At 74.6% G+C, this 23014-nt stretch carries 19 protein-coding genes; 10 read left to right on the forward strand and 9 right to left on the reverse strand.

Annotated features, from left to right (window positions below; all coding sequences use genetic code 11):
* Positions 1 to 6: 6 nt before the first annotated feature.
* Complete coding sequence (locus NX801_RS13810; protein WP_258787978.1) at positions 7 to 642, forward strand: GAF domain-containing protein; 636 nt, start codon at positions 7 to 9, stop codon at positions 640 to 642.
* Between the two features lie 62 nt (positions 643 to 704).
* On the opposite strand, the gene NX801_RS13815 is transcribed toward NX801_RS13810, so the two are convergent.
* A complete protein-coding gene (locus tag NX801_RS13815; RefSeq protein ID WP_258787979.1) occupies positions 705 to 2327 on the reverse strand; it encodes an oleate hydratase in 1623 nt (540 codons plus the stop codon).
* 160 nt (positions 2328 to 2487) lie between these two features.
* Here NX801_RS13815 and NX801_RS13820 point away from each other — a divergent pair, with 160 nt between their 5' ends.
* The 4 genes from NX801_RS13820 (at position 2488) to NX801_RS13835 (ending at position 8118) form a co-directional block, all read left to right on the forward strand.
* On the forward strand, positions 2488 to 3183 hold the full coding sequence (locus tag NX801_RS13820) for a TetR/AcrR family transcriptional regulator (RefSeq protein ID WP_258787980.1): 696 nt from the start codon (positions 2488 to 2490) through the stop codon (positions 3181 to 3183).
* 627 nt (positions 3184 to 3810) lie between these two features.
* Positions 3811 to 5199: a globin domain-containing protein gene (locus NX801_RS13825; RefSeq protein ID WP_258787981.1), complete on the forward strand. Its 1389-nt coding sequence runs from the start codon at positions 3811 to 3813 to the stop codon at positions 5197 to 5199.
* Positions 5200 to 5758: 559 nt separating this feature from the next.
* A complete protein-coding gene (gene ctaD, locus NX801_RS13830) occupies positions 5759 to 7504 on the forward strand; it encodes an aa3-type cytochrome oxidase subunit I (RefSeq protein WP_428986140.1) in 1746 nt (581 codons plus the stop codon).
* Entirely contained in the window at positions 7501 to 8118 is a 618-nt protein-coding gene (locus tag NX801_RS13835; protein ID WP_258787982.1) for a hypothetical protein, read from the forward strand. Before ctaD ends, NX801_RS13835 begins: the two co-directional genes overlap by 4 nt.
* Before the next feature lie 113 nt (positions 8119 to 8231).
* Here NX801_RS13835 and NX801_RS13840 read toward each other — a convergent pair whose 3' ends face one another.
* The 5 genes from NX801_RS13840 to NX801_RS13860 form a co-directional block, all read right to left on the reverse strand.
* On the reverse strand, positions 8232 to 9122 hold the full coding sequence (locus NX801_RS13840) for an NAD(P)H-binding protein (RefSeq protein ID WP_258787983.1): 891 nt from the start codon (positions 9120 to 9122) through the stop codon (positions 8232 to 8234).
* A 222-nt stretch (positions 9123 to 9344) separates the two neighbouring features.
* Positions 9345 to 10289, reverse strand: coding sequence for a class A beta-lactamase (bla, locus tag NX801_RS13845; protein ID WP_258787984.1), 945 nt, complete (start codon positions 10287 to 10289; stop codon positions 9345 to 9347).
* 182 nt (positions 10290 to 10471) lie between these two features.
* On the reverse strand, positions 10472 to 10879 hold the full coding sequence (locus tag NX801_RS13850; protein WP_258787985.1) for a hypothetical protein: 408 nt from the start codon (positions 10877 to 10879) through the stop codon (positions 10472 to 10474).
* Between the two features lie 637 nt (positions 10880 to 11516).
* Positions 11517 to 13316: a hypothetical protein gene (locus NX801_RS13855; RefSeq protein ID WP_258787986.1), complete on the reverse strand. Its 1800-nt coding sequence runs from the start codon at positions 13314 to 13316 to the stop codon at positions 11517 to 11519.
* Between the two features lie 74 nt (positions 13317 to 13390).
* The gene (locus NX801_RS13860; protein ID WP_258787987.1) at positions 13391 to 13900 is read right to left on the reverse strand and encodes a SigE family RNA polymerase sigma factor; all 510 of its coding nucleotides are present in this window, start codon (positions 13898 to 13900) and stop codon (positions 13391 to 13393) included.
* A gap of 248 nt (positions 13901 to 14148) precedes the next feature.
* Between NX801_RS13860 and NX801_RS13865 the strand changes: the two genes are divergently transcribed.
* The 3 genes from NX801_RS13865 (at position 14149) to NX801_RS13875 (ending at position 16422) form a co-directional block, all read left to right on the forward strand.
* Positions 14149 to 14529: a rodlin gene (locus NX801_RS13865; RefSeq protein WP_258787988.1), complete on the forward strand. Its 381-nt coding sequence runs from the start codon at positions 14149 to 14151 to the stop codon at positions 14527 to 14529.
* A gap of 448 nt (positions 14530 to 14977) precedes the next feature.
* Positions 14978 to 15973: a glycosyltransferase family 2 protein gene (locus NX801_RS13870; RefSeq protein ID WP_309505831.1), complete on the forward strand. Its 996-nt coding sequence runs from the start codon at positions 14978 to 14980 to the stop codon at positions 15971 to 15973.
* Positions 15970 to 16422 (forward strand): GtrA family protein, encoded by a 453-nt coding sequence (locus NX801_RS13875; RefSeq protein WP_258787989.1) that lies wholly within the window; start codon positions 15970 to 15972, stop codon positions 16420 to 16422. The genes NX801_RS13870 and NX801_RS13875 overlap by 4 nt, the downstream gene beginning before the upstream one ends.
* Here the strand turns inward: NX801_RS13875 and NX801_RS13880 are convergent.
* Positions 16397 to 18067: a DUF6056 family protein gene (locus NX801_RS13880; protein WP_258787990.1), complete on the reverse strand. Its 1671-nt coding sequence runs from the start codon at positions 18065 to 18067 to the stop codon at positions 16397 to 16399. The genes NX801_RS13875 and NX801_RS13880 overlap by 26 nt on opposite strands.
* Positions 18068 to 18463: 396 nt before the next feature.
* Here NX801_RS13880 and NX801_RS13885 point away from each other — a divergent pair, with 396 nt between their 5' ends.
* Positions 18464 to 19303 carry a VOC family protein gene (locus NX801_RS13885; protein WP_258787991.1) on the forward strand — a complete coding sequence of 280 codons (840 nt, stop codon included), beginning with the start codon at positions 18464 to 18466 and terminating at the stop codon, positions 19301 to 19303.
* A gap of 6 nt (positions 19304 to 19309) precedes the next feature.
* Positions 19310 to 20566 carry a cation:proton antiporter gene (locus NX801_RS13890; RefSeq protein WP_258787992.1) on the forward strand — a complete coding sequence of 419 codons (1257 nt, stop codon included), beginning with the start codon at positions 19310 to 19312 and terminating at the stop codon, positions 20564 to 20566.
* Positions 20567 to 20596: 30 nt separating this feature from the next.
* Here NX801_RS13890 and NX801_RS13895 read toward each other — a convergent pair whose 3' ends face one another.
* Together NX801_RS13895 and NX801_RS13900 are read right to left on the reverse strand one after the other, a co-directional pair.
* Complete coding sequence (locus NX801_RS13895; protein ID WP_258787993.1) at positions 20597 to 21307, reverse strand: hypothetical protein; 711 nt, start codon at positions 21305 to 21307, stop codon at positions 20597 to 20599.
* Between the two features lie 430 nt (positions 21308 to 21737).
* Positions 21738 to 22769 carry an NAD-dependent epimerase/dehydratase family protein gene (locus NX801_RS13900; RefSeq protein ID WP_258787994.1) on the reverse strand — a complete coding sequence of 344 codons (1032 nt, stop codon included), beginning with the start codon at positions 22767 to 22769 and terminating at the stop codon, positions 21738 to 21740.
* Positions 22770 to 23014: the final 245 nt, after the last annotated feature.

Below are 23014 nucleotides of genomic sequence, written 5' to 3' on the forward strand. Positions count from 1 at the left end.
CCCCTGGTGGACGCGGCCTGCCGGGAACTGCTCCAGGCGGTGGTGGACGTGGCCCGGGCCATCTTCGGGGCGGCGGCGAGTTCGGTGTTCCTGCTCGACGAGGAGGCCGGGGAGCTGGTGTTCCAGGCGGTCTCCGGCGAGGGCGAGGAGTTCCTGGTGGGCCGGCGGTTCCCGGCCGGGCGCGGGATCGCGGGCTGGGTGGCGGTCTCCGGGGAGCCGATGATCGTGGACGACCTGACCACCAGTACCGCCTTCGACCGGGCGCTGGCCGAGTCCACCGCGTACGTCCCCGACGCGCTGATGGCGGCGCCGCTGCTCAGCGGCGGACGGGTGCTGGGCGTACTGGAGGTACTGGACCCGTCCCCGCAGGCCCGGTCGAGCGTCCGGGAGCTGGATCTGCTCGCCATGTTCGCCCGGCAGGCCGCCGCCGCCCTGCGGGTCGCGGTGCCGGACGCCGGGGCGGGATGGCCGGGGCCGGACGGGACCGGCGGGGTGCCCGGCCCGCTGTCCGGCACGGCGAAGGGCCCGGTGGCCGGACCGGCGGCCGGACCGGCGGCTGCCGCTTCCGCTCTGGACTCCGGACGGCGGGCCGACGCGCTCCGGCTGCTGGCCACCCTGGAGGAGGTGCTGCGCGGGGAGTGAGCCCCGGCTGCCGCGCGGCCGGCACCCGGGGCCGAGGCGCCGGCCGGCCGGCGGCGGCCCGGTCAGTCCCGGGCGCCCCCGGTGATCAGGGTGCGGGTGGCGCGGGCGGCGACCCGGGGGTCCTTCATGCCCTGGTAGACCGGCGGGATCGGCCGGTCCACCCCGAACAGGGTGTACACCCCCAGCATGGCGGCGTGCACCGAGTACTCGACCGTGAAGACGACGTCCTCGGGGATCTCCACGAACTGCCCCGCGAAGGCGAAGTTGCGCGACCCCTCGGGCACCACCAGCGGCCGGTCCCCCGGCGCCCGGCAGGCGAAGAGGGCGGAGGCGTACGGCATCATGACCGTGGTCACGTCGGTGGTCTCCAGCACCCGGTCGAGGATGTCCTCGAAGCCGAGCTGGTGGACGAGTTCGGTGAGGATCTCCTTGCCGGTGGCCCGGGTCATGGGCTTGCGGACGTGATCGCCGTCGCGGTCGATCTCGAAGCCGTACCCCCAGAGGGTGAACGTGTTCTCGGGCATGTCCGGGAAGTGCGGCTGGTACGGCACCACGATCGACAGGTGCCATCCCGAGTCGATCCAGGTCATCAGGGCACCGGTGCCGGGTTCGTTGCCGGTCGTGGCGGCGATCCGGCGGATCAGGGTGTCGTCGTGCAGGGTGAGGGTGAACGACTCCCACTTGTGCTCGTCGACGTTCCCGTAGAAGGACATCGGCCGGCCGAAGTCGTCCGCCTTGCGGGCGATGTTCTCCCACAGCGACCAGCCCTGGTCCCGGCGGTCCCGGATGAGCTCGGGCACCGTGTCGTCGCCGCCGTAGGTGGAGTCGGCGGTGATCGAGCCCAGGGTCAGGAAGGCGTAGTCGTCCGGGCCGAGGTCGATCCGGTGGGTGCCCTCGCGGTCCTCGACGTGCAGGCGGGTGGCGCGCCGGCCGGTGGCCGGGGTGCCGGTGAAGTCGGCGTCCAGGACCCGGGTGCCGAACCGTACGTCGACGCCCTGGGCGACCAGCCACCGCTGGAGCGGTACCACCATGGAGTCGTACTGGTTGTAGACGGTGCGGCGCACGCCCGCCAGGGTGTGGATGCGGGGGAACTCCTGGATGAACCGCAGGAAATAGCGCCGCAGTTCGGCCGCCGAGTGCCACTTCTGGAAGGCGAAGGTGGTCCGCCACATCTGCCAGAAGTTGGTGGTGAAGAAGTGCCCGGTGAAGAGCTCGTCGATCCGCTTGCTGCCGAGCAGTGCCTCGGGCGTGGCCATCAGCCGGGACAGGTCCGCCCGGTCGCGTGCCGAGAAGCCGTAGTCGGAGGCGTCCAGCACGGTGTGCCGGCCGTCGATCAGCCGGGCGCGGGCGTGGGTGCGCACCTTCTCGTTGAAGTCGAGAATCTCCTGCCGGACGCTGACCCCGGGGTCGTCGCGGGACGGGATGGTGGAGAAGAGGTCCCAGACGCACTGGTACGCCTCCTCCTCCAGCATCCGTCCGCCGCGGGTGACGTAACCGGCGCGGTGCACGGGGGAACCGGCGCCGTCGAGAGAGCCGCCCTCGATGTCCAGCTCCTCCAGGATGTGGATGTGCTCCCCGGGCAGACCGGCGTCCCGGATGGCGAAGGCCGCGGCGGCCATTCCGGCGATGCCACCGCCGACGACCCAGAGATGGGCCCGCTCGGTGGTGTGCTGCTTCTGGCTCATGGTGACCCCTCAATTTCGGACTGCGCTCCGTTTTGAGCGTAGACCTGGTTGGCCGGATCACGCGTTAATCTGGGCATCCCCGGGACCTTCGGCCACCATGGCGGCGACCACCGTCCCGGCCGGGCCCCGTCCCCCCTTCGCGCCGTACGAGAGGTTCCCCATGCCGTCCGCAGCCGGTGCGCCGCAGGCCGGGGAGCCCGGCGGGAAGCCGGCACCACCCTCGGCTCCGCGCTCTCCAGGCCGTCGGGAGCGAAACAAACAGGACAAGTGGAAGCGGATCCTCGACGCCGCCACCGTCCTCTTCACCGAGCGGGGGTACTCCGCCGTCACCACCCAGGAGATCGCGGACGCGGCGGGCGTGGGCACCGGCACCCTGTTCCGCTACACCGGCTCCAAGGCGGGCCTGCTGATGCTCGTGATGAACGAACGCATCCGGCGGGGAGCCGAGCGGGGACTGGAGCTCGCCCGGGCGGGCGCGCCTCCCGAGGAGTCCGTGCTCGCCCTGGCCGCGCCGCTCGCCGGGGCGAGCCTCGGCCATCTCGAGAACACCGTGGTCCACCACCGGGAGACGCTGTTCGGCAGTGGGCCCGAGCAGCAGGCCGCGGCGGAGCGGGTGGCCCGGCTGGAAGAGGCGATCGAGGAGATCATCCGGCTGTACGCCGCCGGGAACCCGGTCCGTCCGGACACCGATCCCGCCCTGGCGGCCCATGCCCTCTACTCGACGATGTACCTGGACATCGTCCGGGTCGGATTGGGCCGCGCGCCGGCGGAGGAGCTGCCGGAGCGGCTGCGGCGCTCGGTCCGGTACCTCCTCGGCGCCCTGCTGCTGCCTCCACCGGGCGGGCCCGCGCGCTGAGCCTCCGGCGGGCCCGGACGGGGCCGCGTCACGGCGAAGCGGCGGGAGAGCGGGCGGACCGGCGACGGGATCAGGAGCCGGAACCGGCTGTCGCGCGCGGTGGGCGGACGCACCATACGGGCGCGGGACGCGGCAGGCGGTGCGGGCCGTCCGAGGGATCCCTCCCCCGCCGGCCGTCCCGGAGGAGGTGCCGCGCGGGCAGTGGGACCCGGCGCCCGCCCGGCCGGCACCCGGGGACGACGCGCCGGCCGGGCTGTCCTCCGGCCCGGCCCGTCGTCCCCGGGGCCGGCTGCTCCCCAGCGGAGACCCGGCACCGGGGTGCCGTCCGGAACGGGTCCCCCGGGCGGGGTACGCGGCCGGGGCCGGGCGGCCCGGACGGCGGGGGAGCCCCTCCGTACCGCCCTGTCCCGGTCCGCGTACGGGAACAGTGGATCACGTGGCGCACGGTCCGGTGAGGGCCGAAAGTCCCTGCTGACCAGGGCCGAGAGGTCCTCGGGGCCCGGTGCCATACTGACGGGTCGTCAAGCGCCCCGGCGCTCCGGACGCCCCCGGCGCACCCGCCGGCCGGCGGACCGGCGCGCCCCGGGACGCCGAAGCCCCCGAGACCCGAAGGCAGGGACACCCCCCATGGACAGCGGATCCGGCCGTACCGGTGACGACTACCACGCGCTGCTCGCCCGGCAGGACGCCATGCGGCTGCGGCGGCAATTACTCGCACCCGGACCCGGCACGGGCGCCGGCGGCGCGGGGCCGGCCCGCCGGGGAGGCGGGCCGCCAGTGTCCCCGGAGGCGTACGACGGCGGCGCCGACCAGCGGGTCATCGTGGCCGGGCTGCCGCTGGTCACGCCCTTCGGGAGGCTGATCACCCACCTCTACGACGCGATGTTCGAGCGGCATCCCGGGCTGCGGAAGCTCTTTCCGGAGTCGATGGACTTCCAGCGGGCCCATCTGGAGCAGGCGTTCTGGTACCTGATCGAGCGGCTGCACCGGCCCGCCGAAGTCGCCGCGTTCTGTGCCCGGCTGGGCCGTGACCACCGCAAACTCGGCGTCCGCGCCGCGCACTTCCGGATCTTCGAGGACGCGCTCGCCGAGGCGCTGCGCCGGAGCGCGGGCGCGGACTGGAGCCCGGAGCTGGCGGACGCCTGGCTGCGGATGATCCGGTTCGCCACGGAGGCGATGGTGGCCGGCGCGGAGGAGGCAATGGGCGAACCGCCGTACTGGAACGCGGAGGTGACGGAGGTCCGGCGGGCGCGCGACGACCTGGTGGTGCTGCGGATGCGGACCGCCGAGCCGTATCCGTACCGGGCGGGGCAGTACGCCGACCTCCAGTCGCCGCTGCTGCCGGGCGCCTGGCGGCCGTACGCGCTGGCCTCGGCGCCCCGCTCGGGGCCGGAGCTGGAGTTCCATGTCCGGCGCGCCGGGCGGGGCGGGGTGAGCGAGGCGCTGGTGGGCTCCACCGGGGTGGGTGACGCCCTGCGGGTCGGCCCGCCGCAGGGTGGTGACTGGGCGCTCGATCCGGCCGCCGGACCCGGTCTGCTGCTGGTGGCGTACGGCACCGGGTGGGCGACCGCCAAGGCGCTGCTCGGGGAACTGGCGGGCCACGCGGCCCGGTACCCGGTGGTGCGGCTGCTGCTCGCCGCCGGAACGCCCGGGGAGCTGTACGACACCCGGGCGCCGGCCGCGCTGGAGAACCGCTGCCCCTGGCTGCGGGTGACGCCGGTGACGGGGCCCGGGCCGGTGTCCGGCGGCGGCAGGGGGCGCGCGGTGACGGGCGCGGTGGCGGAGGAACTGGTCCGGCAGGACGACTGGTCGGGGTGGCAGGCGGTGGTGGACGGGCCGCCGGACGAAGTGGCCGTGACCGTACGGCTGCTGACCGCGCTCGGTGTGGACGCGGACCGGATCGGCCATCATCTGCCCGCCGGTACGGCCGTACGGTGGGGCGGCGGGGAGTCGGCGGTCACCGGCCTGCCGCGGGGCGCCGACCGCCCGGAGCCGCTGCCGCGACTGCCCCGCTGATCCGCTGGTCCGCCGGTCCGTGTCCCCGGGCTCCTCGCACCTTCGGGCCTTCGGGCCTTCGGGCCTTCCGACCGGGCGGCGGGCCGTACCGCCGGGCCGCTCCCCCGGCCCTCGGGCGGCCCCGTCCGGATGGCCTCGGGTGTCTCGCGCCGGGCCCGCCGGGGGCGTTTCCGGTACGGGCCCGGCGCGAGTCGGCCCCGTTCTCCCCGGGGCCATGAGCGCCTCCCCGGGCCCCTGGCGGGCTTTCCCGGGACCCGGGCGCCTCCCCCGGGGCTTCCTGGCGTGCCTTCCCGGGGCCTCGGGTGCCGCCCCGGGGCCTCGGGCGCCTCTCCGGGGCCCACGTGGCGGGCCCGTGCGGCAGGGCCCGTGCGGCAGGGCCCGTGCGGCGGAGGCGTGGTCCGTACGGCGGGGCCGGGACCCGGGAGGGCCCTTCGGCCCTCCGTTCGAGGCCCGGCCGGGACCGTTCGCCTCTGTTGGTGGCGTATCCGCCGTTTGATCATGGTCCGGCGGCAGTCGGCCTGCCGTCGCCCGGGACGGATTCCCGGGCGGAACGGAGCAGATGGGGAGGCCCTGTCCGGTGGACACGGTGAGTGGTGACGAGTTGGCGACCACGGGGCGGTCCCCCGCGCCCGGCGAGACGCCGGCGCGGGCGGAGCGCCCGTCGTGGGTGGAGTGGCTGACGACCACCGACCACAAGAAGATAGGCACGATGTACCTGGTCTCGGCCTTCTTCTTCTTCATCGTCGGCGGGGTCATGGCCCTGGCGATGCGCGCCGAACTGGCCCGCCCGGGTACGCAGATCCTGTCGAACGAGCAGTTCAACCAGGCGTTCACGATGCACGGCTCGATCATGCTGCTGCTCTTCGCCATGCCGCTGTTCACCGGCTTCGCCAACTGGATCATGCCGTTGCAGATCGGGGCGCCCGATGTGGCCTTCCCCCGGCTGAACATGCTGGCCTTCTGGCTCTTCCTGTTCGGCTCGCTGATCGCGGCGGGCAGCTTCCTCACTCCGCAGGGCGCCCCGGACTTCGGCTGGTTCCTCTATGTGCCGCTCTCGGACGCCACCCACTCCCCCGGCCTCGGCGCGGATCTCTGGATCATGGGTGTGGCGCTCTCCGGCTTCGGCAGCATCGCGGGCGCGGTCAACTTCATCACCACCATCATCTGCATGCGCGCGCCCGGCATAACGATGTTCCGGATGCCGATCTTCACCTGGAACGTGCTGCTCACCGCGCTGCTGGTGCTGCTGGTCTTCCCGGTGCTGGCGGCGGCGCTCTTCGCTCTGGAGGCGGACCGCAAGTTCGGCTCGCACATCTATGACCCGGCCAACGGCGGCGCGTTGCTCTGGCAGCATCTCTTCTGGTTCTTCGGCCATCCCGAGGTGTACATCCTGGCGCTGCCGTTCTTCGGGATCGTCTCCGAGGTGATCCCGGTCTTCTCCCGGAAGCCGATGTTCGGTTACATCGGTCTGGTGGCGGCGACCATCGCCATCGCGGGCCTGTCGGTGACGGTGTGGGCGCACCACATGTATGTCACCGGCGGTGTGCTGCTGCCGTTCTTCTCCTTCATGACCTTCCTGATCGCGGTCCCGACCGGTGTGAAGTTCTTCAACTGGATCGGCACCATGTGGAAGGGGTCGCTCTCCTTCGAGACGCCGATGCTCTGGACCACCGGCTTCCTGGTGACGTTCGTCTTCGGTGGGCTGACCGGGGTCATCCTGGCCTCGCCGCCGCTGGACTTCCATGTCTCCGACTCGTACTTCGTGGTCGCCCACTTCCACTACACGCTCTTCGGCACCGTGGTGTACGCGATGTTCGCCGGCTTCCACTTCTGGTGGCCCAAGTTCACCGGCAAGATGCTGGACGAGCGGCTCGGCAAGATCACCTTCTGGACGCTCACCGTGGGCTTCCATCTGACCTTCCTGGTGCAGCACTGGCTGGGCGCGGAGGGCATGCCCCGGCGGTACGCGGACTATCTGGCCGCCGACGGCTTCACCGCGCTCAACACCCTGTCCAGCATCGGCTCGTTCGTGCTCGGCCTGTCCTTCCTGCCGTTCTTCTACAACATCTGGAAGACCGCCAAGTACGGCGCGAAGGTCGAGGTGGACGACCCCTGGGGGTACGGCCGTTCGCTGGAGTGGGCGACCTCCTGCCCGCCGCCGCGCCACAACTTCCTGGTGCTGCCGCGCATTCGCTCGGAGTCGCCCGCCTTCGACCTGCACCACCCGGAGATCGCGGCCCTCGCCGCCGGTGCGTCCGCCCCGGTGGCCGCCGCTGCCGGTGCCGTCACGGAGCAGGGCGAGTGACCGGCTCCCCGGTGGTGCCCGCGCTGGGCCTCGCCGCGGTGGCGGCGGCGGGGTGTGTCTGGTACGTGCCCTCGCTGGCCGATCTGCGGGCGGGCGCCGACCGGCCCGCCTCGCGCCGGCTCGCCGCCACCGGCTGTCTCACCGGCTGGTCCTCGGTCGCGCTGCTGGTCCCGCTGCTTCTGCTGGCGCCCGGGTGGGCGGCGCTCGGGACGGCGGTGGCGGGCGCGGCGGCCACCGTGGTGCTGCGGCTCCGGGCGGTGGCGGTGCGCCGTCGCGAGGAGTGGGAGGCGGCGGTCGACTGGGCGGCGCTGCGACTGCCGGGCCCGCTCCCCGGTGACGGGCGGGGCCGGACCGGTTCGCCCGGCCGGGTGGCGGCTTGGCTGGGCCTGGCGCCGGCCGCCGCGGTGGTGCTGGTGCTGGGCGCGGCCGCCCTGGGGGCCGGGCCGCCGGCACTGCTGCTGGGGCCGGTCGTGCCGGTGGTCGCGGTGGTGGTGCTGGTGGCGAGGGCCGCCGGCCGGCCCCGGGGCGGCCCGGCCGCGGTCCCGGCGATCCCGGCGCAGCGGACGCGGGGCGGCAGGACTTCGGGGCGGCCCGGAGGCGCGGCGCGGACGTGACGGACCCGCCGCGGGTGACGGCGGTGGCCCGGTCGCTCTCCGGCGGCGGGGCCGCCGGCCGTCCCCGCCGGGCGCGTCGGGCGGCCGGCCCGTCCGCCGGTCCCGGGCGACCGTCACATCAGATGGGCGTAGGCCTCGGGGTGGTGCTCCAGATATTCGGCGAGGGTGACCGGCTCATGGCCGGTCAGCCGGCGCACGGTGTCCGCGATGGTGCTCAGCTCGCCGGTGGCGATCGCCTCGTAGGAGGTGACCCAGCCGGTGACCTCCCAGTCCGCCGCGCCGTACCCGTCGCGTGAGGCGTACGCCTCCTCCCGGGTCTCGGGCAGATAGCGGACGGTCCGTCCGGTCACCCGGCTCAGCGCCTCGGCGGCGTCCGCGAGGCCGATCGCCTCCCGGCCGGTCACGTCGTAGCTCAGCCCGTCGTGGCTGGTGCCGAGGAGCACCTCGGCGGCCACGTCCGCGATGTCGTCGTGGGCCACGGCGGAGACCCGGCCGTTGCCCGCCGGGCCCCGGATCACGCCGTCCCGGCCGGCCATCGCGGGGAGCGCGGCGAGATAGAAGCTGTCCCGGAGGAAGGTGTACGAGAGGCCGGGCACGCCCGCGATATGGCGTTCGGTGTGCCAGTGGTCGCGGGCGAAGGTGAAGGTCGCCCCGGGGGCCGCGCCGAGGAAGGAGAGATAGACGATCCGGCGCACGCCCGCCGCGACCGCCGCGTCCACCGCGCTCCGGTGTTCCCGCACCCGGTCGGCGCTCTCCCGGGCGGAGACCAGGAAGAGGGTGTCGGCCCCGTCCAGGGCCCGGCGCATGGCCTCGCCGTCGCCGTATTCCGCCGGGTCCGCTCTGACCGCGCCGGGCAGCTCGGGCAGCCGGGCGGGGTCCCGGCCGACCAGGCGGGTGGCGAGCCCCGAGGCGGCGAGCCGGCGGGCGACCCGGCCGCCGACCTGGCCGCTCGCGCCGGTGACGGCGACGACGGAGGGGGCGGCGGAGGCGCTCGGTTGCGACATGGCGGTTCCTTTCCCGGACGGGGCCGGCCGGACCCCGCCAGTCTCCGTGCTCGGCGGCGGTTTCGCAGGCCGGGCCCCGGGGGGGGGCGTGCGGCGGAGGGCCGGCGGGCGGCGCCGGCGGTCCCGGGACGGCGCCCCGGCAGCGCCGCGACGCCGATGGCCCCGGGGCGGAGCGGCCCGGGGGCTCCCTGGGGGGCGGCCCCGGAAGCTTCGGTGCGGCCGCTACCCCAGTGCCCCGGCGGCCAGCGCGGCGACCCGGGCGATGAGCGCCTCGTCGGCCGGGGCGCCGGCGTCGCGGTGGGTGGTGAGCACGGAGAGGACGACGGGGCTGCCGCCGGGGCTCCAGGCCACGCCCACGTCATGGGCGGTGCCGTACGCACCGGTGCCGGTCTTGTCCGCGAGGATCCATCCGGCCGGGAGGCCGGCGCGCAGCCGCTTGCCGCTGGTGGTGTTGTCCAGCAGCCAGCCGGTCAGCCGCTCCCGGTCCGCCGGGTCCAGCGCCTTCCCGAGCACCAGCCGCTGATAGGTCCGGCCGATGGCGCGGGGCGTGGTGGTGTCGGTGACCCGATCCGGTTCGGCCGAGTTCAGCTCGGGCTCCCAGCGGTCGAGCCGGGTGGCCTCGTCCCCGGTGGAGCGGCAGAAGCGGGTGACGGCGGCCGGTCCGCCCAGCTCCCGCATCAGCAGATTGGCGGCGGCGTTGTCGCTGTAGGCGATGGCCGCCGAGCAGAGGGCGGCGACCGTCATGCCGTCGGCGAGGTTGTACGCCAGCCCGGTGAGCGGGGCATAGCCGGCCTTCTCGGTGTCGGCCTCGGTGTAGCGGATGCGCCGGGCGAGAAAGGTGCCGTCGTGGTCGAGGTCGCGGAGGACGGCGGCCACGGCGAGGGGCTTGAAGGCGGAACACATCGGGAACCGTTCGTCCGCCCGGTGCCGGAGGGTGTGACCGGTCACGGTGTGGTGCGCGAACACACCGAGGCGTACGCCGTGTTCCCGTTCCAGCTTCCGCAGTCCGGCCCCGGCTTCGGCGAGTCCGCTTCCCGCAGCCTCCGCACGGCCGGGAAGCCGGCTCCCGGCGGCGACGGCGGAACCGGCGGCGCCGGCGGCCAGCGCCGTGCCCGCGCCCAGGGCCAGCAGCGAGCGGCGGGTGGTACGGGCTCCTCGGTCGTCCACGTGTCGTCTCCTTCCGGTGGGCGGTGGTGACACCGGTCAGGACGCCCCACCGGCCCCAGTGGTTCCGGGAACACCGCGGGTCCCACCGCGCCCCGGGCTCACGGCTCGGCACGGGGGAAGGCCCCGGCTCCGCTCGAAGCGGGGCCGGGGCCTTCCTGGTGCGGTGGGCAGGTCCGGACGGGTCAGAGGATGTCGACCAGGACCTTGGAGATGTCGATCGGGATGGAGAGCTTGTTGACGTAGGTGTCGACGGTGGCGACGGCCAGGTCGACCTTCTGGAGGATGACGGCGGTGCCGGCCTTGACGTCGGCCACGTCCTCCAGCGAGGTCTCCAGGATGTTCAGGTCGTTGTTGCTGAGAACGTTGATGTCCTGGACGTTCAGGTTCACGTTCTTGACCACGTTGCCGATGCCGGTGATGGTGCCGGTGCACGTGACGACGTGGGCCGACCCGCTGCCGGAGTTGGAGCAGGTGTACGGGTGCGTCGTGGTGGACGCGCCCGTGGTGGCGGCGGAGGCGGGAAGCACGGCGCCGGCCATCAGCAGGGTGCTCGCGGCGGTGACAGTGGCCAGCGCGAACATCTTGCGCATGACGGACTCCTCTCGGTTCGAAGGGCTGCACCCGATCGGTGCGGGGATGACACTGCCGCCCGTCGCGCCGGCCCGGCCAGAGGGGTTCCGGACCCCTCGGCGGCCGGGCTTTCCGGCGCGATTCCGCTCACCGCCCGCCGGAGCGTGTGTGGTCCGCGCCGGTTCGCAACGGCGCAGCCGGTGATGGTTTTCGTGGTCGGACGCGCCCCGTCCGGCCGGCTCTGGGGCCGGTTGCCTCCGGCATAGTCCCCACGGCATCTGCCGTGTGGCAGTGCCCGCTCTCGGCCAGCACTGACATTGGCGGTTTCCCATACGCGTGCGACACGCCGTATGGGCTCTGGCGCACCACCTTTCGCACCGGCGCGCCCGGACCGACCGAAGTGCGAAAGTTGCCGGATGGCAACTGTGCACGTCCACAGGCAAACGCGCCGTCCCGCACATGGCCGGGATCGCCCGCCGCCCGCCACCGGGGGCGGGCCGCGCGCGCCCGGCTCCCGCCTTCCGCTCACCCGGCCCGGCACGGCCGACGGCCCCGGAGGTGTCTCCACCCACCAGGACGCCGGACGACCGGGTGGAGGTTGCCCGGACCGGCCCCCGGATGACGCGCGGCTCCCGCCGCGGGCCGGCTCGGGGCCGGCTACCGGCCCTGCGGAGACCTTCCCGGGGCCGCCGGCTTCGCGCCGTCGATGTCCGGGGCGTTCCAGCCCGGGTCCATGGCGAGCGCCTTGAGCAGCGGGACGTTCATCGGCGGGCCGACCCGCGTGGCGTCGGCATCGGCCCGTGGCGCGTTGTACGCCACCACGGTGACCTCCCGGCCGCCGGGCCGCGCGCCCGTGAACACCCAGCGGACCGTCCGGTCACCGCCGCCCTTCACCGGCTCCTGGCGCACCGTCAGCCGGGGCTCGGCGGACCGGTTGGTCCTCTCCGGGCCGAGGTAGACCTCGACGGCACCCGGCCCGAGGCCGTCCTGGTTCCAGACCGTGCGGTAGACACATGGCCCGTCGCAGTCCGGGGCGGCGAACTTCTTCGCGTCGCGCGCGTGGAGACGGACCGCCGCCTGGGCGCTCCGGATCATTTCGAGCCGCGCACCTCCAGCGGTGGGGCCGTAGAGGGTCTCCCGGGGCGCGGCGGGCAGTTCGTCCAGCGCGGGGCGCCACTGCGGCGAGGTCGCCAGGGCGGCCAGCCGCTCGGTGGTGAGCGGCGGCAGCTCACGGGTGGCCGGGCCGGCCTCGGACGCGGCGTTCCGTTCGGTGATCCGGACCAGATCGCCCCGGCCGGAGAGATAGGTGGCCGCCCAGGCCCGCCGGACGGTGCCGGCTTTGCGCTGCTGGGACTGGTCCACCCGCAGCCGGCCGCCGTCCGGCCGGGTGGCCGGCGCGCAGTCGGGGATGCCCCGGCAGCTCACGGCCTGCCGGGCGGAGAACCCCTGGGGGTCCACCCGGTAGAGCTCGGCGGTGACCTGCGCGGCCCCCCGCCCGTCGTCGTACCGCAGCGCCACCGAGGGGCCCAGCGGGTCGGTGGTGCCCCGGGCCCGCTCGACGGTGTGTCCCGGTTCGGGCAGCATCCCCGCGAGCAGGGTGGCCAGCCGTTCGCCGGAGAACTTCCCGGACGGGGAGAGAAAGGCGGGGTCCAGCGCCGGCTCACCGGCCAGCGGGTCCCCGAGCCGGAAGCGCGCCAGCTCCTGGCGCCACGCAGGGGCGTTGAGCCGGTCCATCTCGTACATCAGCACTGGCGCCTTGCGGGTCCCGGTGGCCCGGGCCGGGTCCGGGGCGTTCCAGACGGTGGCCTCGACGAAGTGTCCGTCGGCGGTGATGAGCTCGCTCCGCACGGACTTCGTGGCGAGGGTGGTGTAGGGGGCCCGGGCGCTCTCGACGGTCCGTGTCCGGCCGCCGTCCGGCAGCGTGCGCACCCGGCACCGCGGGTCGGTCCGCTCGCAGCCAGAGGCGGACCGGTGGGCGTCCGCCCGGCCCATCCGGAACTCGACGAGTCCGGCGCCCTTGCCGTCGTCGTACACGAAGGAGACATGCGCGTACTCGCCCGCGCCCCGGGGCAGCTCCCGCTGCTGGGAGAAGGTCCCGGCGGGAGTCAACTGCCGCCAGATCTCGTGTATCCGGCCGCCGTCCACGTGGTCGGTGCGCCGGGCCACCTCGCTCCCCCCTCCCAGCAGTCCGCCGGCCCAGGCGCCGGTACCCAGCAGGCTGAGCACGGCCGCACCGGCGGCCGCGGTCGCCGCCCGGCGGCGGCGTACGCTCCGGCGGCCCCGGGCCACACCACCCGCCACCAGGGCGCTCTGGTCGCCGTCGAACGTCCCGCCGACCCGGCGGAGCATCTCAGCGAGCTCCGCCTCGAAGGCCGTGGGGGAATCCGGGGGCGTCGCGGGTGCCTCAGGCGTGGGCGACACAGGGGAGGCCGGGGGGGTGTGGGATGTCGAGGACATGCGGGGGCCACCTTCTCTCTGGGCGTGGGGCGGATTCATGGGAGGCGCGGTCGGCGTGGGCTCCTGATGGGCCCTCATGGGGCGACCAGGTCGGCGAGGTCGGCTCCGAGGGCCGCGCGCAGCTTGGCCAGCGCGCGGGTCGACCGGGTGCGGACGGCCGCGGTGCTGACGCTCATGGCGGCCGCCGTCTCCTCGACGCTGCGGTCCTCCCAATAGCGCAGCACCACCACCGCGCGGTCCTTGGGCGCCAGCTCACCGAGCGCCTGGAGCAGGGAGATGCGCACCTCCGGGGAGACCGCCTGACGCTGGGGCGTGTCCGGCAGCTCGGCCAGCGGGTGCTCCGAGGACGACCGGCGTCTGCGATGGGTCAGGAATTCCCGTATCAGCACGGTCTGGGCGTACGCCGCGGGGTTGTCGATCCGCCGCCGGCCTCCCCAGACCACGTACATGCGTCGCAGCGTCTCCTGCACCAGGTCCTCGGCGAGATGGACATCACCGCTCGTCAGCAGGACCGCCGAGCGGAAGAGATGGCCTGTGCGACCGGTCGCGAACTCCAGAAACCCGTCCGCGCGGGACTGTTTCATTCCCTCCCCATTTCTCACTGTGCGGAGAGGCGTTCCGTCCCTCCACCCGAACGACGCGGTGGCCCCGCGGAAATGTTTCACACCGGTTCGCGGCCACCGCGCGGTGGCCGCGGTCGCGGGCGAACGGCGGACGGCGGGGCGCAGACGAGTGAAGTGTCCGGAGGGCCCCGACACGTTCGCGGCGGGGCGGGAAGGGGCTGTAACCGAGTCGCACCCGGCCGACGGGGCGTCCGAGGAGAAGGATGGACATGATCAAGAAGGTTCTCGCCGCCGCCGGCGTCGCCGCGGTCGTTCTCGGTGTCTGCGCTCCGGCGGCCACCGCCGCGGACGACGACGGCACCACCACGAAGAACGGCAACGGGTCCTCGCAGGTCTACGGCAACACCGTCACCGGCGGAACGCAGAGTCCGCAGCTCGGGCTGGTGCAGGGCTCGCTGAACAAGCCCTGTGTCGGCGTGCCGCTCGACGCCAGCGTGCAGAACATCCTGCTCATCAACATCGGTGTGCAGGACCTGCTCAACGACACGCAGAACCAGACCTGCACGGAGAACTCCACCGCCGACAAGGGCGACGCCGCGCTCTCGCACCTGCTGGGGAACGTCGCCTCCGGCAACGGTTCCTCCGACTGACCCGGCCGGCCTCCCGGGCCGCCGTACGGGACGGCCGGAACCCCCGTGGTTCCGGCCGTCCCGGCGTGTGCCGTCCGGGCGTGTGTCCTTGCCCCGGGACGCGCTGCCCCGGCGTGTGCCGTCCGGGCATGTGTCCTTCCCGGGATGCGCTGCCCTGGCGTGTGCCGTCCGGGCATGTGTCCCCGCCGGCGTGTGTCCCTCCCGGCCTGTGCCGTCCCGGTGCGTGCCGTCCGGGCGTGCCGTCCCGGCCGCCGGTGCGCCGCCGGATGCTCTCCTCCCCCGCCGGGCCCCGGCCGTGCCCCGGGGGCCGCCGTGCCGCGCGGCAAAATGAGGGGGCCCCGGAGACAACCTCGGCGGTCGGTTCGTCATCTCATCTGTGCGGCCGTGCGACTGTGCGATGATCTGCCCGCCGCACCGAACCACCGGCGTGCGTGAAGCGAGAAGGCACATGATCAACCTTTCGGTCGTCGTTCCGTGTTTCAACGAGAGCGAGGTGATCGACGCCTTCCACGGCGCGCTGCTCGCGGCTCTGGAACCCACCGGCGAGACGTTCGAGATCTGCTACGTCGACGACGGCAGCGCCGACCCCACCCGGGACCGGCTGCGGGCGCTCGCGGCCGGCGATCCCCGGGTCCGGTACACGTCCTTCAGCCGCAATTTCGGCAAGGAGTCCGCGATGCTGGCCGGGCTGCGGATGACCCGGGGCGAGGCGGTGGTACTGATGGACGCCGACCTCCAGCACCCGCCGGAGCTGCTGCCCCGGATGCTGGAGCTGCGCCGGCACGGCTACGACCAGGTGGTGGCGCGGCGCGACCGGACCGGCGAGGGGGCCGTGCGCACCGCGTTCAGCCGGGCGTACTACCGGCTGGTGCGCGGTTTCATGGACGTGGAGATCGCCGACGGCTCCGGGGACTTCCGGCTGCTGTCCCGGCGGGCGGTGGACGCGGTCCTGACACTGCCGGAGAGCAATCGTTTCTCCAAGGGGCTGTTCTCCTGGATCGGCTTCGACACGGTGACCTTCGCCTACCAGAACGCGGAGCGGGCGGCGGGCCAGTCCAAGTGGGGCGGCCGGCGGCTGCTCAACTACGGCATCGACGGGCTGCTGTCCTTCAACAGCCGGCCGCTGCGGCTGGCCATCCACGGCGGGCTGTGGCTGTTCCTCTCGGCGCTGGTGTACGCCCTGTGGATCATCGCCAATGTGCTGCTCAACGGGGTGGACACCCCCGGTTACGCGACGCTGATCACCGCCGTCGTGGCGCTCAGCGGCATCCAGCTGGCCACCCTCGGGGTGATCGGCGAGTACGTGGGCCGGATCTACCACGAGGCCAAGCGGCGCCCGCACTACGTGGTGCGGGAGACGGAGACGGACCGGCCCGCCACGGGCCCGGATCGGGCACGGGAGACCCGTACGGCGGGCGCCGGGGCACCGGGGCGGCAGGCATGAGACGCGCCGATCTGAAGCAGTTCGCCGTCTTCTGCGCCATCGGCGTGGCGAACACCGCCGTCTACTGGAGCGTCTACGCCACGCTGAACATCTGGCTGCCCTATCTCGCCGCGCACGCCGTGGGGTACGCCGTCAGTGTCACCGGGTCGTTCCTGCTCAACTCGTACGTGACCCTGCGCACCCGCCCCACCTGGCGGGGGTTCGCCCGCTATCCGCTGTCGGGCGCGGTCAACCTGGTGGGCAGCGGGCTGCTGCTGCACCTGGCGGTGAGCGGTCTCGGCCTGGACGAGAACTTCTCGGCGCTCGCCGCCGGGGTGCTGGTCACCCCGCTGTCGTTCCTGCTCGCCCGGTGGGCCATCACCTCCGGCACCGCCCGGCCGGCCGCCGCCCCGGACGGGGGACGGCGACCGCCGGAGGAGCGGGTCAGGGAAGACGCGTCCCGTACGTGACCCGGTCCAGGTCGTAGTAGTCGGCCACGCAGCGGGCCGGCCACACGTGCTTGCCGTGCGCGCCGAACGGCTCCAGCATGCCGCTGACCGAGACGGGCCTGTACGGCAGCACCCGGGCGCCATCGGCCGCCCCCTGGCGCAGATAAGCGTCCTGGCGGTCCCACTTCTGGGCCCGCACCCGCATGTCGTGGCCCAGGTGCTGGAGCGGCACCGCGAGCCCCAGCACCGAGACGGCGCAGACCGCGGCGGCCGCCACGCGGACGGCGAGCGGACCCGGGCCCGGCACCCGCGCGCGCAGGGCGTGTCCGGCGAGCGCGCCCGCGGCGGTGAGCAGCAGCACCCAGAGCAGCAGGTAGTCGTTCCAGGTGCGCTCGGTGTGCACCACCCGGTCGCCGAAGACCGGGTAGGTGATGACCGTGCAGAGGTAGCCGCAGACCAGGAAGGCGGCGGCGCCGAGGCCCAGCAGCAGCGGGCCCCGGCCGGGCAGCAGGGCGGCCGGTCCGCCGCGCCGCCGGGCCAGCAGGCCGAGCAGCACACCGGCCGCGACGGCGCCCAGGTACTGCCAGGTGGTCAGGACCGTGCCCAGGATCTGGAGCCAGCCCCGGGCCGAGGCGAGCAGCGAGTCGGGGTCGAGCATCGAGGTGGTGCCGGCCCCGTACCGCTCCCGCCGGTTCCGGGAGCCGGGCGAGGTGACCAGCAGCAGGGTGCCGATCACCACTCCGGCCATGCCGGCCAGCGACCAGACCCGCAGAAAGCCCCGCACCCGCTCGGCGAAGAGCCGGCCGGCGAAGAGGACCACCCCGGCGAGCAGCACCAGGGCGATCACCGACACCTCCTCGGAGAGGGTGCCCATGAAGACGCCGGTGAGGACCACCACGGCGAGGGCGGTGGCCCGGCCCCGCCGGCCGCGGGCGGTGGCCAGCGGCAGCAGGGTGGCACAGGCGAGCACCGGGGCGAGGGTGTGCGAGACCGAGGCGGCGGGCCAGTAGAAGGTCTTGTAGGTGTTCGGGGTGGCGAACAGGAAGACCGCGGTGATCATGGACGCGGTCAGCAGCGGCACCCCGCGCGGCGCGGTCCAGCCGGTGGCGCGCACCGAACGGGCCACCACCGCCCAGAGCAGGACCAGCATCAGCACCCCGCTGACCAGCCCGAACCACTGGTGGCCCGCGACCGGGAACTTGGCGTAGAGGCCGACCAGCAGGCCGTTGGCGAGCCGCCCGTTGTCGGTGAAGTAGAACGTGTGGACGAGACCGCCGATGCCGTGGTCCCGCACCTGCGGCAGGAAGCACCACTCGTCCGCGCTGGGCCGCACATGCCGGCCGAGCCAGGCCGCGGCCCCGAGCAGGGCCAGCGGCAGCAGGGCCAGGCCGACCGCCCAGCGGGCGGTACGGACCGGCGCGGTCTCCCCCGGGCGCTTCTCGCCGGCGGCTCCGGGACGCTCCGCCCCGGTGTCCTCCGGACGGCCCTCCCCGCCGTGCGGTGCGGGAGCCCCGCCGGCCGGCGTACGGCGGTCCCCCGCCGGCGCGTCCGCCCCGCCGGCGGCCGGGGCATGCTCCGCGTCCCCCGGCCCGGCCGGATCCGCGGCGCGGTACGGGCCGTCCGGTCCGGGGGTGGTGGCGCTCGGTGCGCCGGTACCTTCTCTCATCACTGCCTCTCGGAGAACATCCAGGTCCGCCACCCTAGAGGGCCGTTTCGGGTCCGGCGTTTCGGCCCCGGGGAGAGATCACACCGGAAGGCCGTCCGGGCGGCCGTGTCCCCGTCCGAAGACGGGGCCGTACGCGGACGGCCATATGCGGACGGCGTATGCGGGCGGCGTATGCGGGCGGACAGGACGAGTGACGGGGCGCGCAGGCCGAGCAGGACGTAAGCGGTCGCAAACCCGGAGCGGTACGGGAGATGTCGGGAGAGGCACCGGAGCGCCTCGGACGATGATCGTCACGGAAGAGTGAATCGAGCCCGGTGGGGCAAAGAGTGCGAGGATGGACACCGGGCGGCAGCACGCGCCGGTGCACGCGAAGGCGACATCAGGGCGGTTTTGCACATGAACAGAAGGCCGGAGACGGGCACGACGGCGACGGCGTCCGGGGTGACGTCAAGCGGCGCGGTGTTCGGGGCGCCCTGCTGGGTCAACCTGATGACCCGCGATCTGCGGGCGGCGCAGGAGTTCTACGCGGCCGTGCTGGGCTGGCGGTTCCGGCCGGCCCGGCTGGGCGACGAGTTCACCGTGGCGACCGTGGACGGCAAGCCGGTCGCCGGGATCAGCGCGCTGGCCACGTCGCTCCAGGTGGCGGTGGCGTGGACGCCCTACTTCGCGGTGCGGGACGCCGACGAGACGGCGGCCCGGATCCGTGAGCGCAGCGCCACCGTGGCGGTGGGCCCGGTGGCGTTCATCATGGGCCGCGCCGCCCTGGCCGCCGACCGGGACGGGGCGGTGTTCGGCATCTGGGAGGGGCAGCTGTACGCCGGCTGGGAGACCTGGCGGGCGGCGGCCCCGGCCTGGGTGCGGCTGCACACCCGGGACGCCTTCGAGGCCGCCATCTTCTACGGCGAGGTCCTGGACTGGGCCTCGGAGTCGCCCGGCTGCTGCGACGTGGTGTACGAGCAGGACGAGGTGGTGCTGCGCAGCGGCGGCCACCCGGTGGCGCGGCTGAGCTCCGGGGCGCTGGAGGCGGCGCCGGACCCGACGGTCCGGCCGCGCTGGCAGGTGCACTTCCCGGTGCCGGACGTGGACCGCTGTGTGGCGGCGGCCCGGACGCACGGCGGCTCGGTGGTCTCGCACGACCCGGGCATCCAGGCGACCCTGCGGGATCCGGACGGCGGCGTGTTCACCCTCACGGCCACGACGGTGACGACGGTTCCCACGGCCCCTTCGGCCGGCTGAGGGCCTGTGACGCCCTCCGATGTGATCTACGCCGTTCTCGGCGTGGGGGCGCTGGCGGCCGCGGTGCTGCCCCGGGTGGTCTTCCGGCGGCCGTACTCGATGCCCATGGTCTTTCTGGCGGCCGGGGTGCTGGCGTATCTCGCCGGACTGCCGCTGCCGGCGGTGGATCCGGTGGCCGACCGGGTCTGGGTGGAGCACACCACCGAGGTGTGCGTGATCGTCTCGCTGATGGGCGCCGGGCTGGCGATCAACCGGCCGCCCGGGTGGCGCAACTGGGCCGGTACCTGGCGGCTGCTGGGCATCACCATGCCGCTGTCCGTGGCGGTGACGGCGCTGCTGGCCTGGGCGCTGCTCGACTGGCCGTTCGCCGCCGCGCTGCTGCTGGCGGCGGTGCTGGCGCCGACCGACCCGGTGCTGGCGGCCGAGGTGCGGGTGGGTGAGCCGACCGACTCCGAGCACGACGAGGACGAGGTGCGGTTCACCCTGACCAGCGAGGCGGGGCTCAATGACGGGCTGGCGTTCCCGTTCGTGCTGGCGGCCGTGGCGCTGGCCGGTGCCGGCGGGACGGGGTGGCTGGGCGGCTGGGTGCTCTCGGACGTGCTGGGCAAGGGCGTGGTGGGGCTGGTCGCCGGGGTGCTGACCGGCCGGCTGCTCGGGCTGATGTTCTTCCGGGCCCGGACGCGGGCGCTCCGGCTCTCCGAGCACCGGGAGGGGTTCGTGGCGCTGGGCGCCACCTTTCTCTCGTACGGGGTGACGGAGCTGGCGCACGGATACGGCTTCGTGGCGGTGTTCGTCACGGCCTGCACGCTCCGGGCCGCCGAGCGCAGCCATGGCTACCACAAGGTGCTGCACGAGTTCACCGAGCAGATCGAGCGGCTGCTCACCGCCGTTCTCCTCTTTCTGCTGGGCGGGTTCGTGGCGGCCGGCGGGCTGGCCGCGCTGACCTGGCGGTCGGCCGCCGTCGGGCTGCTCCTGCTGCTGGTGGTCCGGCCGCTCACCGGCTGGGCGGCCCAGCTCGGCTTCGCCGCCGGGCGGCGCGAGCGGATCGTGACGGCGGTGTTCGGGCTGCGCGGGATCGGCTCGCTGTTCTATCTGGCGTACGCCTTCGGCCACGCGGGGTTCGGCGGTCTGGAGCGGGAGCTGTGGGCGGCGGTGGCCTTCACCGTGGTGGTGTCCGTGATACTGCACGGCGTGACGGCGGCCCCGGTGATCAGCCGCCTGGACCGGCTGCGGGGCCTCCCCGAGGGCGGCGCCGCTCCCTGACGGCGCGGCGGGGTTGTGCGCGGGCCGTGGTCACGGGGGTCGGTCGGGAAGCTCGTCCAGCAGCCGGCGGCGCTGGGCACCCTCCCGCTCCCGTACGCCGGCGAGGACGCCGGTGTCACGGTGGCGGGCGATGGACTCCCGGCCCAGGGCGGCCGGCGCGTCCGGCGGCAGCGCCTCGGCCCGGGTGGTGGCGGTGCCGGGAAAGGAGCGCCGGTCACCGGCCTTCACCGGGGCCGCCGGCAGGTCGTACCGCTCGGTCTGCTCCCCGGTGACGGCCAGCCGGTCGAAGCGCGGGGCCGCATCGGGGGCGTCCGCGGCGGCGAAGGCGGTGACGTCCTCGGCGGTGGCCGAGAACAGATGCGCCCCGCCCGGGTCCCCGTCACCGATCACCATGATCCGTGCCGCCCCGTGGCCCCCGGTGGCGGCCCGCCGGGCGGAGAGACCGGTTCCCGCGTACACCGGTACGTCCCAGGGGTCGGCGACCGCCGCGAGCTGCGGCACCATGCCACCGGTGTCGCACCAGACCTCCAGCCCGGCCCGCTGCCCCGCCTGGTGGTCGAGCCGGTATCCCTCGGCCGCCGGCAGCCGGGCGCGCCGGAAGGCGGCGGGGCTCTCGCAGGCGAGCGGTTCGGCCGCCGCCGCGTCGCCGGAGACCGCCGGCCGGGAGATCCCGCCGGAGCGGCGGGCCATGCCGAGCAGGGCGACCAGCCCTTCGCAGGTGCGCTCCTCCTCGACAAGCACGGACGAGCATGCCGTCGCGGACGGCGGCGTACCAGATCCGGCGGATGGTGAGCGGCAGCTGGGCGGCGTACCGGCCCGGCACGGCGTCGACGGCGGCGAGCAGTTCCTCGGTCACCGGCCGGGGGCGCCGGTCGGCCCGGTGGCCGCGTGGTCGGCGGTCCGGCATGACGGCCCCCGGGGCGGCGGAGTACGGCGGGACACCGGGGCGTCCCGCCCTCCTCCCTGGTCTGCCCATCGCGCCGGGCCGTGTCACTCCGCCCTCCCGGCTCCCCCGGAGGGGGCCGGATCCCCCCTCGGGGCGGCCGGTTCACCGGCGGCCGGGGTGCCGGCAGCGCGGGACTCCCGGGGCCCGGCGCCGGTCGGGTCGTCCCGGGCGCCGGGCGCCGGGCGGGTCGTCCCCGGGGGGGAAGGGCGGAGCGAAGGCCGGCGGTCAGCTCGCCTTGTGGCCGGCGAGCGGCTCGGTCTCCATGCCGGAGCCGCGCCGCACCCCGCGCAGCAGCTCCCCCACCGCGTCCAGCGAACTGTGCTCGGGACGCCAGCCCAGCTCCACCCGGGCGCGGGTGCAGTCCATCAGCGGCAGCCGCAGTACCGCGTCGAACAGCTGTGGGGAGGCCGGCACCAGGCCCAGGGTCCACCCCGCGACCAGGGCGGCGCGGACGGCCGGGCGCGGCACCCGGACCACCCGGGCGCCGAGCAGCCCGGCGAGCCGGTGGGCGTCCAGCGGCGGATCGGCGGCCAGGTTGAAGGCGCCGGAGACGTCCTGGGTGGCGGCGAGCGCGTAGGCGCGGGCCGCGTCGTCGGTGTGCAGCGCCTGGAAGCGGAGGCCCGGGATGTCCGGGACCGCCGGCAGCAGTCCGGGGCGGACCAGCGGGCCGGGCAGGAAGCGGCCGCCGAAGATCCGCCGCTGCTCGCTGGCGGCCTCCTCCTTGAAGAGGAAGGCCGGCCGCATCCGGACCACCCGGACCCCGGGGTGGCGCAGCTCGAAGGTGTCGAGCACCCGCTCCAGATAGGCCTTCTCCCGGCAGTAGGAGGCCCCGGAGGCGCCATGGGTGGGCCAGGACTCGGCGACGGCGTTCTCGCCGCTCTTCGGACCGGGCGAGTAGGCGCCGACCGAGGAGGCGTGGATCAGCGCCGGCACCCCGGCCGCCGCCACGTCCCGGAAGACCTGGAGCGAGCCGAGCACATTGGTGCGCCAGGTGGCCCGGGGGTCATGGGTGGGCCGGAAGGCCCAGGCGAGGTGGATCACCGCGTCGGCGCCCTGGAAGTGCTCGACCAGATCGGTCTCCCGCCGCAGGTCCACGGCGGCCCACTCGGTCTTCGGCGGTGACCAGGCGGGCCGCCGCCGGGCCAGGCCCAGCACGGAGGAGACGCCGGGGTCGGCGGCCAGCGCGGCCACCACGCTGGTGCCGGCGTTCCCGGTGGCCCCGGTGACGACGACCCTCTTGCCGGTTTCAGTGCTCACGGTGCCCGCCCTTCCGACGGCTCTCGTCCCCGGCGGTCCGCCGGGGCGTCCCGGGTACCCGTTCCGGCGCGGTCCACGTGGGCGGCGACGGCCGGTGTGGTGATCACGGCGGCGCGGCCCGGCTGCTCCGGGTCCTGATCTCCTGCCGCGGGTCGGTGCCGTACGGTCCGGTGCCGGCCCTGTCTCACTCCGGTACGGGCCGGGCCGGCACCGGGCCCGCCCGGTTCGGTACGGGTCCGGGCCGG

The sequence above is a fragment of the Streptomyces pyxinae genome (assembly GCF_024756275.1).
GTDB classification, from domain to species: domain Bacteria; phylum Actinomycetota; class Actinomycetes; order Streptomycetales; family Streptomycetaceae; genus Streptomyces; species Streptomyces pyxinae.